Origin of the sequence: Roseicyclus sp., assembly GCF_965662675.1 — a bacterium.
GTDB lineage: Bacteria > Pseudomonadota > Alphaproteobacteria > Rhodobacterales > Rhodobacteraceae > Roseicyclus.
The window spans coordinates 1-16,051 of the sequence record NZ_CBFIIK010000056.1 but is presented as its reverse complement, the minus strand read 5'-3'; the positions used below and the strand labels follow the sequence as shown (position 1 = coordinate 16,051).

Genomic DNA, 16,051 nt, shown 5'->3' with positions numbered 1-16,051 from the left:
ACCGGATGTTCAAATCCTCCTCGAAGATCGACGAGGGGTTGGATGCGATCATCGAAGAGGGGGCCGAAACCACGCCGCCCGAGGCCGTGGCGGCCGCCGCAGAACCAGCCCCGCCTGTGCCTGAAGTGGAACCAGAGCCGCCCTTGATGGCTGTGTCGGAACCTGCGCCAGAACCTACGCCGGAACCTGCGCCTGAACCTGAACCCCAACCCGCACCGGAACCCGAGGTGGAACTCGCGCCCGAACCCACGCCGGAACCCGTGCCGGCACCTCAAACCGTGCCGGAACTCGTGCCGGCACCTCAAACCGTGCCGGAACTCGTGCCGGCGCCCGAACCCGTGCCAGCGCTGCCGCCCGCAACACCCACCGCGCCCGCTGCCAAACCCGGTCTCTTGGGCCGCCTGATGGGCCGCAGCGTCGAGCCACGCCGCGCGCTTGATGACGAGATGCTGGAAAGCCTCGAGGAACTGTTGATTTCGGCCGACATGGGCGTGGACACCGCCCTGCGCGTGACCGCCAACATGGCCGAGGGTCGCTATGGCAAGATGGTGTCGTCGAGCGATATCAAGGGCTTGCTGGCCGCCGAGATCACCCGCGTGATGGAACCCGTGGCCCGCCCCTTGCCGATCTATCCCAAGAAGCCGCAGGTGGTTCTGGTGGTGGGCGTGAACGGGTCGGGCAAGACCACGACCATCGGCAAGCTGGCCAGCCAGTTCAAGGCGGCGGGAAAATCCGTGGTGATCGCGGCGGGCGACACGTTTCGCGCGGCCGCCGTGGAACAGTTGCAGATCTGGGGCGACCGCGCCGGCGTGCCGGTGTTGACCGCGCCCGAAGGCTCGGACCCTGCGGCGCTGGCCTATGATGCGATGTTGCGCGCCGAGGCCGATGGTGCTGACCTTTTGATGATCGACACCGCCGGACGGCTGCAAAACCGCACCGATCTGATGGAGGAATTGGCCAAGATCGTCCGCGTCATCCGCAAACGCGACGCGGATGCGCCGCACAACACGCTGTTGGTTCTGGATGCCACGACAGGGCAGAACGCGCTTAGCCAGGTCGAGATCTTTTCCAAGATCGCCGATGTGTCGGGGCTGGTGATGACCAAGCTCGACGGCACGGCCAAGGGCGGTGTGCTGGTGGCCTTGGCCGATAAATTCGGCCTGCCGATCCATGCGATCGGGGTAGGGGAACAGATCGACGATCTTCAACCTTTCGACCCCGAAGACTTTGCAAAAGCATTGGTCGGCATTGAATGATCGCCAGATCCGCGCACAGATGGTGGGCCTAGCTTGAGGCCCCTTTCAGCCGCCCACGGGGCCCCGAAATGAGCGCGTGGATCACCGGGATCGAAGGGACCGAGGCGGCGGCCACCGTTGCGCTGGTCCTCGCGCTGATGGCGGCGTTCTTGCACGCCGTTTTCGGCGCGCTGCAAAAGGGGCGGCATGATCCGCTGTTGGCGCGCGGCGCGATCGATGCCTTTTATGCGATGATCGCCATGCCCTTTGCGCTATTCGTCGTGCCGTGGCCCGAGCCGCATATGTGGCCGATTTTCGCAGGGGCCTTTGTCATTCACGTTCTCTACAAATGGGCAACGCTTGCCGCCTATCGGCGCGGGGCCTACACGGTCGTCTACCCGGTGATGCGCGGCACGGGGCCGCTTTTCGCGATTATCGGCGCTTATTTTCTGTTCGGTGAGACCTTCGCCCCGGTGCAATGGCTGGGCGTGGCGGTGTTGCTGGCCGGGCTTTACGGGCTTGCCGCCTACAACCTTGCCCATGTGACAGTCGATCGCGACCGGCTGGTGCCCGCGCTGGCATTCGCGGTGCTGACGGGCCTTTTCGTGGCGCTTTACACCACCTATGACGCCTACGGCATCCGGGCCACCGCCGATCCCTTTACCTTTCTGGCGTGGTTTTTCTTTATCGACGGCTTGCTCTTCCCGTTCATCGCGCTGCGGTTTTATCGTCGTATGGACGATCCGCCGCCGCTTGGCCCGCTGATGGCGCGCGGGCTGTTCGGGGCCTTCGTGGCATTCGCCAGCTTCGGTTCGATCATGCTGGCCACCCGCCTCGACGATGTGGGCGAGGCGGCGGTGTTGCGTGAGACATCGACTGTTTTTGCCGCGCTGATCGGTTGGCTATTTCTTGGCGAACGTGTCGGCCCGCGCCGATTGGCCCTGATGGGGTTGATCGCGGGCGGTGCGGTGATAGTTGAGTTGGGTGGATAACAGGAGCGCGCATGCCCGATAAACCGATCAATCCTTGGCTTCGCCAAGCCCTCGAACTGGGCCCGCCGTTGTTGTTCTTCGTGGCCTATATGCGGTTTCAGGATACCAGCCTGATGCTGGGCGGGCGGGAATATGATGGGTTTATCCTTGTCACGGCTGGCTTTGTGCCGCTGCTCTTGGTTACCATCGCGATCTTGTGGAAGCTGACAGGCCGCATCAGCCGGTTGCAGGTTTTCACCGCCGTCATGGTTGTGGTCTTCGGCGGGCTGACGATCTGGCTGAATGATGAACGCTTCTTCAAGATGAAAACGACGCTGGTCTATGGGTTTTTCGCCGTGACGCTGGGCATCGGGCTGATGCGTGGGCAAGGCTGGCTCAAGGTCTTGATGGGCGAGATGCTGCCCATGTCGGATCAAGGCTGGCTGATCCTGTCGCGCCGCATCGCGGCCGCCTTCGCGCTGATGGCCATTGCAAACGAGATCGTCTGGCGCACCCAATCGACCGAGTTTTGGGTGACCTTCGAAACCTTCGCGCTGCCCGCTTTCTTGTTCCTCGCCTTCATGGCGCAGTCGAAACTGCTGGAACGCGAAAGCCTCAGCGCGGACGGCGCGGCCCGCCCTGACGCGCCTGACCATCGGGGCGAGGGGCGCTAGGCTTCTTGCGAAGCGGGCGTTTTGGTTTTTCCTTGGCGACTGCATGGCCTTCGACGGCGGCCTCGATCCCGAGCTGGTCGCGCAAGACGCGCGGCTTGATTTCCTCGACCTCGCCGGGTTTCAGCGTGCCTAGGCGGAATGGCCCGTAAGAGACGCGGATCAAACGGTTCACCTCAAGCCCGATCTCGGCCATTGCGCGGCGGATCTCGCGGTTCTTGCCCTCGCGCAGGCCGACGGTCAGCCATGCATTGGCGCCTTGCTGGCGGTCAAGCGTCGCCTCCATCGCCTGAAAGCGCTCACCCTCGATTACGATCCCCTTGCGCAAAGGCACAAGATCGGCGTCAAGCGGCTTGCCTTTGACCCGCACGCGGTATTTGCGCAGCCAGCCCGTTGCGGGCAGTTCCAGCTTGCGCTTGAGACCGCCATCATTGGTCAAGAGCAGCAACCCCTCGGATGTCAGATCGAGGCGGCCCACGCTCATCACGCGCGGCAAATCTGCGGGAAGTTTGTCAAAGACGGTTTCGCGGCCCTTTTCATCCTTGGCCGTGGTCACCAGCCCCGCGGGCTTGTGATAAAGCCACAGGCGCGGGCGGTCCGCCTCGGCCAAGGCTTTGCCATCCACGGTGATCTTGTCGTCCGGGCCCACGTTCAGCGCAGGGCTGTCGATGATCTTGCCATTCACGCTGACGCGGCCCGCTTCGATCATGCGCTCCGCCTCGCGGCGAGAGGCGATCCCGACACGGCTAAGGCGTTTTGCAATGCGCTCCATCTCGCTCATGCCCATCGCATAGCGGTTTGACAGCACAAGCGAAAGGCACGATCACGGGGGGCATGACGGGTTTCACATCATTCATGGATGCCGCACTTGACCAAGCGCGCGCCGCCGCCGAAGCGGGCGAGGTGCCGGTGGGTGCCGTCGTGGTGCATGAGGGCCGCATCATTGCGGCGGCCCGCAACCGCATGCGCGAGCTGACCGACCCCACCGCCCATGCCGAGATGCTGGCGATCCGTGCGGCCTGTAAGGTTTTGGGCAGTGAACGGCTGACGGGCTGCGATCTTTGGGTGACGCTGGAGCCTTGCCCAGCTTGTGCAGGTGCGATCGCTGCGGCGCGCATTGCGCGGCTCTACTACGGCGCGTCCGATCCGAAATCGGGCGGCGTGGCGCAAGGCCCGCGCGTTTTCGATCACCCCCAAGCCCATCACAGCCCCGAGGTCTATGGTGGCATCGCCGAGGCCGCGGCTGTCTCGCTGCTCAAGGAATTCTTCGCCGCCCGTCGTTAAGGATGCAGTCGCCGCTCAAGAAACGGCGGAACCGCCGCGCGCATGGCCGTGGTTTCCACATGGCCGCAAGATGCACATCCAACGCTTGGGGGCGCGCCATCGCCTATATCGCCAAGCGCCAGCAACCCCGGCGGGTTATGTAGGGGCCATACAGATCATGCGTGCCCGTGGCGATGCGCGTAGCCACGATCTGTGGCTGGCTATCATGCCGGGCATGCCCCGTCACCGTGCCAGAACCCGTCCGGCCACGGCCGAAAGCTGGGCTACCATCGCCGGATCGCGTGCATCGGGGGCGGTCAGGATCGCATTCTCCAACGCACGGTCGCAGCCATGCGGGCAGGGCGCGCGTGTTTGGCCCAGCAAGGCGGGCAGGCGCGCAACCATCCCGCGCGCCTTTTCGGCATTGCCGCTCAACGTGCGGATGATATCGGTGATCTCGACACTGCCATGTTCGGGGTGCCAACTGTCGTAATCGGTGATCATCGCCACGCTTGCGTAGCAAAGCTCGGCCTCGCGGGCGAGTTTCGCCTCGGGCATATTGGTCATTCCGATGACATCACAGCCCCAGACATCACGGTATAGACGCGATTCCGCCACGCTCGAGAATTGTGGCCCCTCCATCGCCAGATAGGTGCCGCCCTCATGCACGCTAATGCCTTGGGCGCGCGCCGCCGTGGCACAGGCCGCGCCAAGGCGCGGGCAGGTTGGATGCGCGACCGAGACATGGGCGACAAGCCCCTCGCCGAAAAAGGATTTCTCACGCGCGAAGGTGCGGTCGATGAACTGGTCGATGATCACGAAATCGCCCGGTGCCATCGCTTCGCGAAACGACCCGCAGGCCGAGACGCTGATTACATCGGTCACGCCCAGCCGCTTGAGCGCGTCGATATTGGCCCGGTAGGGCACGCTGCTGGGGCTATGGACATGGCCGCGTCCGTGGCGCGGCAAGAACACCATCGCCACACCATCGAGCCGCCCGGTCAGAAGCGCATCGGATGGCGCGCCAAAGGGGCTTTCGACGCGCACCCAAGACGCGTCCTCAAGCCCGTCGATCTGGTAGACGCCAGAGCCGCCGATGACACCGATCTTCGTTTCCATACCATACTCCCGTTGCCTGCGGTTGCGCCAAGCTCACCATGCGCGCGGCTTTCTTGCAAGCCAGCCCTAGTTTCGGTCGTCAATTAACCTATATGCAAAAGTAACGAGTGAAATCGTCATCGCGTCGGACCGGGACGCAGGGCTCTGAAAGGTCACGTATATGCGTACGGTCATATTGGTGTACTCGCGCAGTGGGCGTAGTTTGGCCATGGCGCGGCTTCTGGCCGCCAAATGCGGCGCTGAAATCTGCGAAATCAATTGTCCCCGTTATGAAGGACCGCTTGGGCGGTTGCGTATCTGGGACGATATCGTCGCAAAACGCTTGCCTGAAATTTCCGTCACACCTGATATCGGCCCGGCCGATCTGTTGATCGTCGGCGCGCCGATCTGGGCGGGGCAATTGGCGGCACCGCTGCGCCGTGCCTTGCAACAGGCCGAGCGCATGCCGCCTGTCGTGGGCGTTTTCGCGACACGCCGACGGATCGGGCTGTCGACATTGATCGAGATGGATCTAGAGGCCTTGGCCCGTTCGGGGATCGCGCCGAGCAAACCGATACCATTTTTGTCGCTCTTGCGCCCTGAACAGCATGTCGAGCGCGCCCGCAAGGCGATCGAGGTGTTCTGCACCACGCTCGCCCCCTTGTTGGAGCGCCGCGTGGCCCCGGCCCTGACGCTGTCATTCCGCGCCGCCTGAGGCGGTGATCACTCGCCCGGTCGGTCGAGGCGGAATGTCTCTTGGATCGTCGCGTAATCGCGATAGCCAAGCCGTGCCAAGGGCTGGAAGCGCGTGACATCGAAGATCCCGTCAGCCAAGCAATCATCACGTAGATGCACGCCCACCACCTCGCCGAAGACGGCGATGTTGTGCGCCCCTTCTAGGGCTATGATCTGCGTAACCCGGCATTCAAGGCTGGCGGGTGCTGTCGCCACCCGGGAACAGGCGATGGTGGTGCAGGCCTCGCGCGTGATCCCCGCATCGGTGAACTCGTCAGTTTCGCGCGGCCAAGGCCCCGAGGTGCGGTTCATCGCATCGCGCATCGCATATGCCACGATATTCACGCAAAACACGCCCGTCTCACGGATATTGGCGACCGTATCCTTGGTGTCGCCGCGATCGGGTTTGGCGCTGGTCGAGGCAAACATCACCTGCGGCGGCACATAAGCCACGGCGTTGAAAAAGGAATAAGGGGCGAGGTTCTCCGCCCCATCCGCGCCGCGCGTCGAAATCCAGCCGATGGGGCGCGGCGTGACGATTGCGTTGAACGGGTTATGGGGCAGGCCGTGGCCATCGGCGGGGCGATAAAACATCGGGGGAAATCCTTCCTCGTATTTGTGCCAGACCTAGCGCCGTGATAGGTGCGATGCCAGAGGCAAGGGACAGAATTCGCGCGCATGTACCGGCTGATCCAAGAGACACCTGACGACCGCTGGGAGGTCGAGGCGCTCTATGACCTGTGTTTCGCGCCGGGCCGCACGGCACTGTCCTCATACCGTCTGCGCGAAGGGGTGCCGCCTGTGGCGCGCCTGTGTCTGGTCGCGCGTGACGCGGATGACATCTTGGCCGGGGCGATCCGCTTTTGGCCGGTGCGCGTGGGTCGGGCCGAGGCTTTGCTGCTTGGCCCCGTCGCCGTCCACCCGACCCGGCAAGGCGAAGGCTTGGGCGCATTGCTGATGCATGAGGGGCTTGCCCTCGCAACCGAGGAGCGTTGGCCGCGCGTGATGCTGGTCGGTGATGAGCCCTATTACCGCCGCTTCGGCTTTGCCCGGCTTCAAGGCGTCGAGATGCCCCCGCCCACGAACCCCGCCCGTGTTCTGGGCATCGGCGATTGGGCCGGGGTGACGGGCAAGGTCAAGCGCTGGCGTCGCTGAGCGGGCTGGACAAGGATCAGCCGCGCAAGCGCGCGATGATCATCTCGGCGGCTTTCTCTGCAATCATCGTCACCGGGGCATGGGTGTTGCCCGACGTGATTGTGGGCATGACCGAGGCATCTGCAATCGACAGGCCCGCGATCCCGTTCACCGTCAGATCGGGGCTGACCACCGCGCCTTCATCTACCCCCATGCGCGCGGTCGAGACCGGGTGGAAGATGGTCGTGGAGATATCACCTGCCGCTTGCAATAACGCGGTCTCGCCATCGACATGGGGGCCGGGTTTGATCTCGACGGGTTGGAATTCGGTCATGCGCTTTGTGGCCATCAGCGCGCGGGCATGGCGGATCGAATCGACCGCTACCCGCTGATCGGCCGGAGCCGAGAGGTAATTGGGCCGGATCGCCGGCGGCCTGCTTGGGTCGGCGGTGGTCACATGCACCGTTCCGCGGCTTTCGGGGCGCAGGTTGCACACCGAGACGGTCAGCGCCGGAAAGCTGTGCAACGGCTGACCAAAGGCATCGAGCGACAAGGGTTGGACATGATACTCGATATTGGGCGTCTCATGTTCGGGCGCGGAGCGGGTGAAAATCCCGAATTGCGAAGGGGCCATCGCCAAGGGGCCCGACCGCTTCAACGCGTAATCCAGCGCGATCTTCAGCTTGCCATAGGCGCTGGCATACCAATCATTGAGCGTGCGTGCGCCCGTGATGCGGAAAATCGTGCGGATCTGGAGGTGGTCGGCAAGGTTCTCGCCCACGCCGGGCGCATCATGGACGATGTCGATGCCCAAAGGGCGCAAGATATCGGCCCGTCCGATCCCCGATAGTTCGAGGATCTTGGGCGTGCCGATGGCACCTGCGGACAACACAACCTCGCCGCCAGCGCGGGCGTGATAGGCGGTGCCGTCTTGGCGAAAGATGACGCCGTTGGCGCGTTTGCCCGCGAAGGACAGTCGAAGCACCTCGGCCCCGGTCACCACCTTCAAGTTGGGGCGGCGGCGGACCGGCGCGAGAAAGGCGCGGCGTGCGTTCCAGCGCAGGCCGCGCTTCTGGTTCACCTCGAAATAGCCCGCGCCCTCATTGTCGCCGCGGTTGAAATCATCGCTGCGCGGGATGCCCAATTCGCCCGCGGCCTCGGCTACGGCATCGAGAATGGGCCAGGCCAAGCGCTGGCGCTCCACGCGCAATTCGCCGCGATCGCCATGCGCATCGTCGGCGCCGCCATGATACGCCTCGGAGCGCTTGAAATAGGGCAGCACATCCGCCCAGCCCCAGCCGGTATTGCCCATCTGCCGCCACAGATCGTAATCGCGCGCCTGTCCGCGCATGTAGATCATGCCGTTGATCGAGGAACAGCCGCCCAGCACACGCCCACGTGGGTAATTGAGCGCGCGGCCATTCAGCCCCGGCTCTGCCTCGGTCTTGAGGCACCAATCAAGGCTTGGGTCGCCCATGGCGTAAAGATAGCCCACCGGCACATGCACCCACAGCCGGTTATCGCTGCCACCCGCTTCGAGCAGCAGCACCTTGCATTTGGGATCGGCCGACAGCCGGTTGGCCAGAACGCAGCCCGCCGAGCCTGCGCCGACGATCACTACATCCCAATCGCCAAAATCCTGCGTCAGCATCACCGCCCTCCCGTGGGGTGCGCCTTCAGACGCACCACCCCTTGTCGTGTGCGCCATCAGGCGCAGGCCCCACATTGGTGTAGCGCTACCTGTCGGGCGGCGTCCAGTCCGCGGGCGGCACGTCGCGTCGCCGCAGGCGCAGCGCAAGGCCGATCGCCACGCCCACGGCGATGGCCACCGTCAGATCGGCCAGCACCGTCAACACCAGCGTCAAGATCAACAGCATTCGGTCCGAGATGCGACCCGTGGTCAGATAGCCGCGCCAGTGTTGCGGCTCTGACATGTTCCATGCGGTCACGATCAAAAGCCCCGCAAGTGCAGGCATGACCAGGTAGCCCGCCATCGGTGCCGCCAAAAGCATCACTGCCAAGATCACGATGGCATGGAAAATCCCCGCAAGGGGCGTGCGCCCACCGGCCCGCACATTGGTGGCGGTGCGTGCAATCGCCCCTGTCGCCGGCAGACCGCCCATCAGCGCCGATCCGATATTGGCCACGCCTTGGGCCAAGATCTCGGCGCTGGGGCGGTGACGGCCTTGCACCATCCGGTCGGCAACCATCGCCGACAAAAGCGACTCGACCCCTGCCAGAAAGGCGATGATCAGCGCCGAGGGCAGGAGTTCGATCAGCCGGGCCAGCGTGATCGCGGGCAAGCTTGGCATCGGCAGGCTTGCGGGCAGCGCCCCGAAACGCCCGCCCAGCGTATCGACCGGCAAATCCCATAGCGCCACTGCGGCCGAGGCCAAGGCCACGGCGATGATCAGACCCGGAAAACGGGGAAATGCGCGGCGCAGGCCCACGATGGCGATGATCGTGGCCAGACCCACGCCAAGACTTGGCCAATCAAGGCTGTCGCGCGCAGCCCAGATCGCGGGCAAGCGCTCCATCGCGTCGGCGGGCGTGCCAGCAGGCAGGGTGATACCGACCGCATCGGGAAGCTGGCTGAGTGCGATGATGGCGGCGATGCCGATGGTAAAGCCGTTGATCACCGGCTCGGGCACCAGCCGGATCAGGCTTCCGGCCCGAAGCAGCCCCGCGACGACAAGGATCACCCCCGCCATCAGCGTGGCCAGCACCAGCCCATCGAACCCATGCGCCGCGATCACACCATGCACGACCACGATAAAGGCGCCGGTCGGCCCGCCGATCTGCACCCGGCTGCCGCCCAGCGCCGAGATCAAGAACCCCGCCACGATCGCAGTGACCAGCCCCGTGGCCGGGGCCGCGCCCGAGGCGATGGCGATGGCAAGGCTTAGGGGAAGCGCGACCATCGCCACGGTGATGCCCGCGACAAGATCGGCCATGACGCTTTTGGGCGTGGTCTGGGGCAGTGTCGTCAGAATTTTGGGCGTCAGCATGGCCGTCGGGATCGGGCGCGTCGCGGAGGACATCCCCCCGCATCCGTTGGCCGACGCTATCCTTGCGTCCTGCGCGGTCGGTTTGCAAGGGGCCTCACCCTTGCCGCTTCAGCCAGTCCATCACGCCAGCGCGCACCGATTGCGCACCGCTTGCGCGGGCCTCGTTGATCACGGCGCGCGCCTCGCGTAGATCGACACGCCGCAAAAGCGACTTGACCGGCCCGATGGAGGCAGGCCGCATCGATAGGGTGCGCAGCCCCATCGCGGCGAAGCACAGCGCCTCGACCGGGCGACCGGCATCCTCGCCGCAAAAGCTCAGCGGTGTGTCGGTGTCGCGGCAGCGATGCACGATCTGTTCGAGAAAGGTCAGGAAGCTGACATTGAGCGTGTCGTAGCGGCGGCGCACACGCTCGTTCTCGCGGTCGGCCGCAAAGAAGAACTGCTTGAGGTCATTGCCGCCGATCGAGATGAAATCGCATTCCTCGAAAAACCGGCGCGGCGCAAAGGCCAACGATGGTGTCTCGAGCATCGCGCCGATCTCGAGTTTTTCGGGCAGCACATGGCCCAAGGCGGCCTCGCGATCCATCTCGCGCAGCAGGTGATCACGCGCCTCCATATATTCTTCGAGCTGAGCGATGAAGGGGAACATCACCGACAGTGGGCGGCCATTGGCGGCGCGGATCAGCGCTTGTAACTGCATCCGCATGACGCCGGGCTTGTCCAGCCCCACACGGATTGCCCTCCACCCAAGGGCGGGGTTGGGTTCCTCGGTCTTTTTCATATAGGGCAAGACCTTGTCCGACCCGATATCGAGGGTGCGGAACACCACCCGCTTGCCGCCCGCAGCATCCATGACGCGGGCGTAAAGCGCGGCCAACTCACCGCGGCGCGGCACCTTGTTGCGCGTCAGGAATTGCAGCTCGGTCCGAAACAGCCCCACCCCATCCGCCCCCGACGAGGGCAGGGAGGGAAGATCGGCCATCAGCCCGGCGTTCATCTGCAGCGACACGACCGTGCCGCACAGCGCCTCGGCCGGTTTGTCGCGGATCGAGGCATAGCGCTCCTGCGCCTCGGCCTGCATCGCCAGCTTGTCGCGAAAGGCCGAGGCCACGTTTTCCTCGGGGCGCAGATGGACGATGCCCTGATCCCCGTCGACAAGGATCGCATCGCCATTCAGCGCCTCGGTCAAGATGGGGCGGGCATGGATCACCAGCGGGATCGCAAGCGCGCGGGCGACGATCGCCGCATGGCTGCCGACCGATCCCTCCTCCAGCACCACGCCGCGCAGACGGCGCCCGTAGTCGAGCAATTCCGCAGGCCCGATATTGCGCGCCACCAACACCGGATCGGCGGGCAGTTCGGCGCCTGTATCCTTGCCTTGCCCCGTCAGGCGGCGCAGGAGCCGGTTCGACAGATCGTCCAGATCATGCAGCCGGTCGCGCAGATAGGCGTCGGCCACGGTCTCCATTCGCGCGCGCGCGCTCGATTGTTCCTTTTCAACTGCCGCCTCGGCGGAAAGGCCACGGCCGATGTCTTCTTCCATGCGGCGCATCCAGCCGCGGGAGTGGGCGAACATGCGGTAGGCTTCCAGCACCTCGCGCTGTTCGCCATCGGCTACGGGCGCACGCGTCAGCATGTCGTCGATATCGACGCGCAGTTGCTCGACCGCCGCACGCAGGCGGGCCAACTCGGCCTCGGGGTCGTCGGCGACGGGGCGCGTCACCACCACGCGCGGCTCATGCAGCCAGACATGGCCCATCGCCGTGCCCTCCTGCGCACAGGCGCCGCGGAACATCGCTTGGCTTTTATGCCGCTCGGCGAGAGCGGCGCCTTCACCGATAAAGGCGCCAAGCTCGGTCATCTCTGCCAGCACCATGGCCACGACTTCCAGCCCATAGACCGCGTCATCGGAAAATTCGCGCGCATCGCGCGACTGCACGACCAAAACGCCCAAGCGTTCGCCCAAGCGTTGGATCGGCACACCCAGAAAGCTGGAATAGCGTTCCTCGCCTGTCTCGGGCATGTAGCGAAAGCCGCGTTCGGCGGGGGCGTTGGCGGTGTTGATCGGCTGTGCCGAACGGGCGACGCGGCCGACCAGCCCCTCGCCCATGCGCATGCGCGTGACATGCACCGCTTCGGGGGCGAGGCCTTGGGTGGCGCAAAGTTCCAGCGTGTCTTTATCGCGCAGCAGGTAGATCGAGCAAACCTCGGTCCCCATCGAATCCGCGATCAGATGAGTGATGCGATCCAGCCGTTCCTGCCCGGCGGCGGAATCAGCCATCACGCCTTGCAGTCGGCTCAAGAGCTTGCGGCTCTCTGTTTCGATACGCTGTGCCATCACCCTTGCCCCTTGGGCATGCGCAATATGCCGCCAGTTGCCCCGGGGATCAGGGATAGCCCGGTCAGGGGGCGGCGCGCAACGGGAATGGCACAGGCTGCGGCGTTGCGGGCAGGCTCAGCGCGTCAACAGATCCGCATAGACATGGCGTACGATGTCATCGCGCGACAGGCCGATCCGGGCCAGATCGTCATCGCTGAGCGCTTGAAGGCGCTGGATTTCGTCGAACCGCGCCTGCGCGCCCGTGGCCATGGCGAATGCATGGGCGACGTTGGCAAAGAATGCTGTAACGGACCCGGCGATGCGGGGGACGAAAATCGGGCTGTTGTATGTCTGGGTGGCCATGGGAAGCTCCGCTGATTAAGCGTTTCTGAGTGTCCCTTGCAGAATACGATCTTGCGCGGTCAAGACCACAGCCAATGCTGCATTGCGGCATTGCATGGGGCGCATGCATCATGCGCGCCCCATGTTTGCCCGGCTGTCAGGCCGCGCGGTCGAGCCCAAAGGCGTCGTGCAACGCTTGCACCGCCAGTTCGAGGTATTTGCGGTCCACCAGCACCGAGACCTTGATCTCGGAGGTGGTGATGACCTTGATGTTGATGCCCTCGTCGCGCAGCGTCTGGAACATCTTGGCCGCGACACCGGCATGGCTGCGCATGCCGATCCCCACGATCGAGACCTTGCACACATCGGTATCGGCCACGAGGCCCGCAAACCCGATCAGCCCTGCCGCCTTGGCATCGGCCATCGCCTTTTCAGCGCGCTTGACCTCGTTCACCGGGCAGGAAAAGGTCATGTCGGTCGTGCCACCATCCGAGATATTCTGCACGATCATGTCGACATTCACCCCCGCCTCGGCCAAGGGGCCAAAAATCGCCGCGGCGATCCCGGGCCGGTCGGCCACGCCTTGCAGGGTCATCTTGGCCTCGTCGCGGGAATAGGCCACGCCTGCCACCACATTGCTTTCCACGATATCCTCCTCGGGCACGACCAGCGTGCCGGCATCATCCGACATTTCCTCGAAGCTCGACAAAACGCGCAGCTTCACATTGTAGCGCATCGCCAATTCGACCGAGCGGGTCTGCAGCACCTTGGCCCCAAGGCTCGCCAGCTCCAACATCTCTTCAAAGGCGATGCGGTCGAGCTTGCGCGCCTTGGCGGTGATGCGGGGGTCGGTGGTATAGACCCCGTCCACATCGGTATAGATATCACAGCGCACCGCCTCGAAAGCGGCGGCGAAGGCGACGGCGGTGGTGTCCGAGCCGCCGCGCCCCAGCGTTGTGATCCGCCCCTCGGGGCTGATCCCTTGAAAACCTGCAACGACGGCGACTTTCATGCCTTCGTCGAATTTGCGCATGATGTTCTCTGGCGGGATCTCTTCGATCCGCGCGGCCGCATGGGCCGAAGTGGTTTTCAGCGGCACCTGCCAGCCCTGCCAACTGCGCGCGGGGATATCCATCTCCTGCAGCGTCAGCGCCATCAGCCCCGCGGTCACATTCTCACCCGCGCTGACGACGGCGTCATATTCGCGCGCATCGTAAAGCGGCGAGGTCTCTTCGACGAAACCCACCAGCTTGTTGGTCTCGCCCGACATGGCCGAGACGATCACGATCACATCGTAACCATTGGCCACTTCGCGGCCCACGCGCTTGGCGGCGCGGCGGATACGGTCGAGCGTGGCAACCGATGTGCCACCGAATTTCATCACCAGAATGGGCATGGCCCGTCCCCCTGCTTGACGCCGCGCGTCATAAGGTGCCGGGCGCCCCGCCGCAAGGGCTGCTCACACGCTGCCAGCTTCATCTTTGCTTTCCAAATACTCCGGGGGTCCGGGGGTGGAACCCCCGGCGGGTCGTGGCCGCAAGGCCGCGAAACCCCGCCACAAGCCGTGCCCCTGCTGTCATGGCCGACAGGGGTGACGGATGATCGCCGCGATGCAAGCGGTGAATAGGCCGGAAAACAGGGTGCGCGGAGGGCCTGTAAGCCGGATTCTGTCCAAGGGGTCGCCCCCTCTGGATGGCCATTCCTCTGGACACGCGGTTGCCCGCGCGCCTCAAGCTGCCAACCCGGATGTCTGGGGCCGAAGCCAAGCCCCGGGGTTGCCCCCGCGACATCCCTATTCGGCATTGCTCCCGGTGGGGCTTGCCGTGCCGCTCCTGTTGCCAGTCGCGCGGTGGGCTCTTACCCCACCGTTTCACCCTTACCGCGCCCAAAAGGCCGCGGCGGTTTCATTTCTGTGGCGCTTTCCGTCGGATCGCTCCGCCCGGGCGTTACCCGGCACCGTGGTTTCAGGGAGTCCGGACTTTCCTCGAACGGTTGCCCGCCCGCGGCCATCCAGCCCTCCGCGCAAATGTCAGCTACGCCTGCACGGCCCCGGGTTCAAGCCCTGACGGATGCGGCCATCGCGGCCATGATCGCGCAATCGCGCCCGTCAAGTGGGCCGCATGCGCCGTGGCGAAAGCGCAGCCGCACCGCGCGCAGCAACAGGTCATCCGCGACATCGGGAAACCCATAGGCCAGCGCATCGGCCCTGAAACGGTCAGCATCGAGCGGCGATGCGTCCGGTGCAGCCGGCCAAAGCGCCAGCCCCCCACGCGCCAGCCTTTGCCAATCAAAGCGCGCGCCGGGGTCTATCTTGCGCCCTGGCGCCATGCAGGAATGCCCGATCACCCCGCGCGGCGGGATCGCCCAGCGCGCCATGATCCCGGCAAGCAGCCCCTCGAGCGCATCCATCAAGGGCGCGGCAAAGGGCGTGGCACCGTCATTGTCCAGTTCGATCCCGATCGCGCGGGAATTCACATCGCCCCGTCCCGCCCATTCCCCCGCGCCTGCATGCCAAGCGCGCTGGGCCTCATCGACCAACGCCACCACCGCGCCCCCGCGGCGGATCAGGTAATGGGCCGAGACCTCGCGCACAGGGTCGCACAGCGCGCGCAGCGCCGCCTCGCAATCCGGCATCGCGGTATAGTGGATCACGACCAACTCGGGCCTTTGCCCGTCGCGGCGGGGGCCGAAATTGGGCGACAGGCTCAATTGCGCGCCGCGACCGCGGCGGCGCGGTAGGGCGCGGGAGTCCAATCGCAGGCGAAGCCGTCGCCATCGGGGTCGAGCCCCTGCCGGTCGCGCCCAGGCCCGCCATTTTGCAGGAACCACTCCTGCGCCAGGTCGGCCGAGCGAAAGCCCAGGCAGGCGCGCGTATGGCGGGCCTGGGTGATCGGGCGGCGTGTATGGCGGCGTTCGCCGACCTGATGGCTGGTGGCCAAGGCATAATCGACGATGTTGGGCCCGTTGGCGGCGGGGCGTTCGGGGATCGCCGTTGGGGCAATCACGACGCGCTCGGCTTGCATGCGGGCCAGCCGTTCGGCGTCGCTCTCGATCGTCTCGCGCTCGGCCACGGCGTCGAAATCCTGTTCATCGGAGATTCTCGTCGGCGCGGTGCGGGCGAGCGGTGCGGCTGGCGGTGTCGGCGCTTGGGCTTGGGCAATGGCCGCGGCGGCAATGCTGGCGATATCGGCGGGTGGCGATGCCACAGGCGCAGGCGTCGCTACAGGGGCAGGTGCTGGCGCGGCGACGGGGGCGGGCTGGGGGGGCAGCGTGG

16 protein-coding genes and 1 other RNA gene are annotated in these 16,051 nt (G+C 65.1%); 6 read left to right on the top strand and 11 right to left on the bottom strand.

The window, feature by feature from the left end; all coding sequences use genetic code 11:
* The 3 genes from ftsY to ACTG4J_RS09645 form a co-directional block, all read left to right on the top strand.
* On the top strand, nt 1-1,256 hold a 1,256-nt coding region (gene ftsY / locus ACTG4J_RS09655), incomplete at its 5' end, for a signal recognition particle-docking protein FtsY (RefSeq protein WP_439139054.1).
* Between the two features lie 68 nt (nt 1,257-1,324).
* Nucleotides 1,325-2,227 carry an EamA family transporter gene (locus ACTG4J_RS09650; protein WP_439139053.1) on the top strand — a complete coding sequence of 301 codons (903 nt, stop codon included), beginning with the start codon at nt 1,325-1,327 and terminating at the stop codon, nt 2,225-2,227.
* 11 nt (nt 2,228-2,238) lie between these two features.
* Nucleotides 2,239-2,880 (top strand): inner membrane-spanning protein YciB, encoded by a 642-nt coding sequence (locus tag ACTG4J_RS09645; RefSeq protein ID WP_439139051.1) that lies wholly within the window; start codon nt 2,239-2,241, stop codon nt 2,878-2,880.
* Here ACTG4J_RS09645 and ACTG4J_RS09640 read toward each other — a convergent pair.
* Nucleotides 2,822-3,658, bottom strand: coding sequence for a pseudouridine synthase (locus ACTG4J_RS09640; protein WP_439139049.1), 837 nt, complete (start codon nt 3,656-3,658; stop codon nt 2,822-2,824). The two genes, ACTG4J_RS09645 and ACTG4J_RS09640, sit on opposite strands and share 59 nt — an antisense overlap.
* Before the next feature lie 53 nt (nt 3,659-3,711).
* Between ACTG4J_RS09640 and ACTG4J_RS09635 the strand changes: the two genes are divergently transcribed.
* Nucleotides 3,712-4,161: a nucleoside deaminase gene (locus tag ACTG4J_RS09635; protein WP_439139047.1), complete on the top strand. Its 450-nt coding sequence runs from the start codon at nt 3,712-3,714 to the stop codon at nt 4,159-4,161.
* A gap of 222 nt (nt 4,162-4,383) precedes the next feature.
* Here the strand turns inward: ACTG4J_RS09635 and ACTG4J_RS09630 are convergent, their stop codons facing one another.
* Nucleotides 4,384-5,259, bottom strand: coding sequence for an S-methyl-5'-thioadenosine phosphorylase (locus tag ACTG4J_RS09630; protein ID WP_439139046.1), 876 nt, complete (start codon nt 5,257-5,259; stop codon nt 4,384-4,386).
* A 289-nt stretch (nt 5,260-5,548) separates the two neighbouring features.
* On the opposite strand from ACTG4J_RS09630, the gene ACTG4J_RS09625 reads away from it, so the two are divergent.
* Nucleotides 5,549-5,953, top strand: a complete 405-nt coding sequence (locus ACTG4J_RS09625) for a hypothetical protein (protein WP_439139045.1) — start codon at nt 5,549-5,551, stop codon at nt 5,951-5,953.
* Between the two features lie 8 nt (nt 5,954-5,961).
* On the opposite strand, the gene ACTG4J_RS09620 is transcribed toward ACTG4J_RS09625, so the two are convergent.
* Entirely contained in the window at nt 5,962-6,567 is a 606-nt protein-coding gene (locus ACTG4J_RS09620; protein WP_439139043.1) for a flavin reductase family protein, read from the bottom strand.
* 84 nt (nt 6,568-6,651) lie between these two features.
* Here ACTG4J_RS09620 and ACTG4J_RS09615 point away from each other — a divergent pair, with 84 nt between their 5' ends.
* A complete protein-coding gene (locus ACTG4J_RS09615; RefSeq protein ID WP_439139042.1) occupies nt 6,652-7,128 on the top strand; it encodes a GNAT family N-acetyltransferase in 477 nt (158 codons plus the stop codon).
* Between the two features lie 16 nt (nt 7,129-7,144).
* Here ACTG4J_RS09615 and ACTG4J_RS09610 read toward each other — a convergent pair whose 3' ends face one another.
* From ACTG4J_RS09610 to ACTG4J_RS09575, 8 genes are all read right to left on the bottom strand, one after another.
* Nucleotides 7,145-8,758, bottom strand: a complete 1,614-nt coding sequence (locus ACTG4J_RS09610) for a GMC family oxidoreductase (RefSeq protein ID WP_439139040.1) — start codon at nt 8,756-8,758, stop codon at nt 7,145-7,147.
* An 85-nt stretch (nt 8,759-8,843) separates the two neighbouring features.
* Nucleotides 8,844-10,148, bottom strand: coding sequence for a SulP family inorganic anion transporter (locus tag ACTG4J_RS09605; RefSeq protein ID WP_439139039.1), 1,305 nt, complete (start codon nt 10,146-10,148; stop codon nt 8,844-8,846).
* A gap of 61 nt (nt 10,149-10,209) precedes the next feature.
* Nucleotides 10,210-12,453 (bottom strand): phosphoenolpyruvate--protein phosphotransferase, encoded by a 2,244-nt coding sequence (gene ptsP, locus ACTG4J_RS09600; RefSeq protein ID WP_439139037.1) that lies wholly within the window; start codon nt 12,451-12,453, stop codon nt 10,210-10,212.
* A 117-nt stretch (nt 12,454-12,570) separates the two neighbouring features.
* Nucleotides 12,571-12,798 carry a hypothetical protein gene (locus tag ACTG4J_RS09595; RefSeq protein WP_439139036.1) on the bottom strand — a complete coding sequence of 76 codons (228 nt, stop codon included), beginning with the start codon at nt 12,796-12,798 and terminating at the stop codon, nt 12,571-12,573.
* A gap of 136 nt (nt 12,799-12,934) precedes the next feature.
* Nucleotides 12,935-14,173 carry an aspartate kinase gene (locus ACTG4J_RS09590; protein WP_439139034.1) on the bottom strand — a complete coding sequence of 413 codons (1,239 nt, stop codon included), beginning with the start codon at nt 14,171-14,173 and terminating at the stop codon, nt 12,935-12,937.
* Between the two features lie 244 nt (nt 14,174-14,417).
* Nucleotides 14,418-14,799, bottom strand: an RNA gene (gene rnpB, locus ACTG4J_RS09585) — RNase P RNA component class A.
* Nucleotides 14,800-14,832: 33 nt separating this feature from the next.
* Entirely contained in the window at nt 14,833-15,486 is a 654-nt protein-coding gene (locus ACTG4J_RS09580; protein WP_439139033.1) for an N-acetylmuramoyl-L-alanine amidase, read from the bottom strand.
* A partial coding sequence (locus tag ACTG4J_RS09575; protein ID WP_439139031.1) for a hypothetical protein occupies nt 15,483-16,051 on the bottom strand: 569 nt, incomplete at its 5' end. The genes ACTG4J_RS09580 and ACTG4J_RS09575, both read right to left, overlap by 4 nt.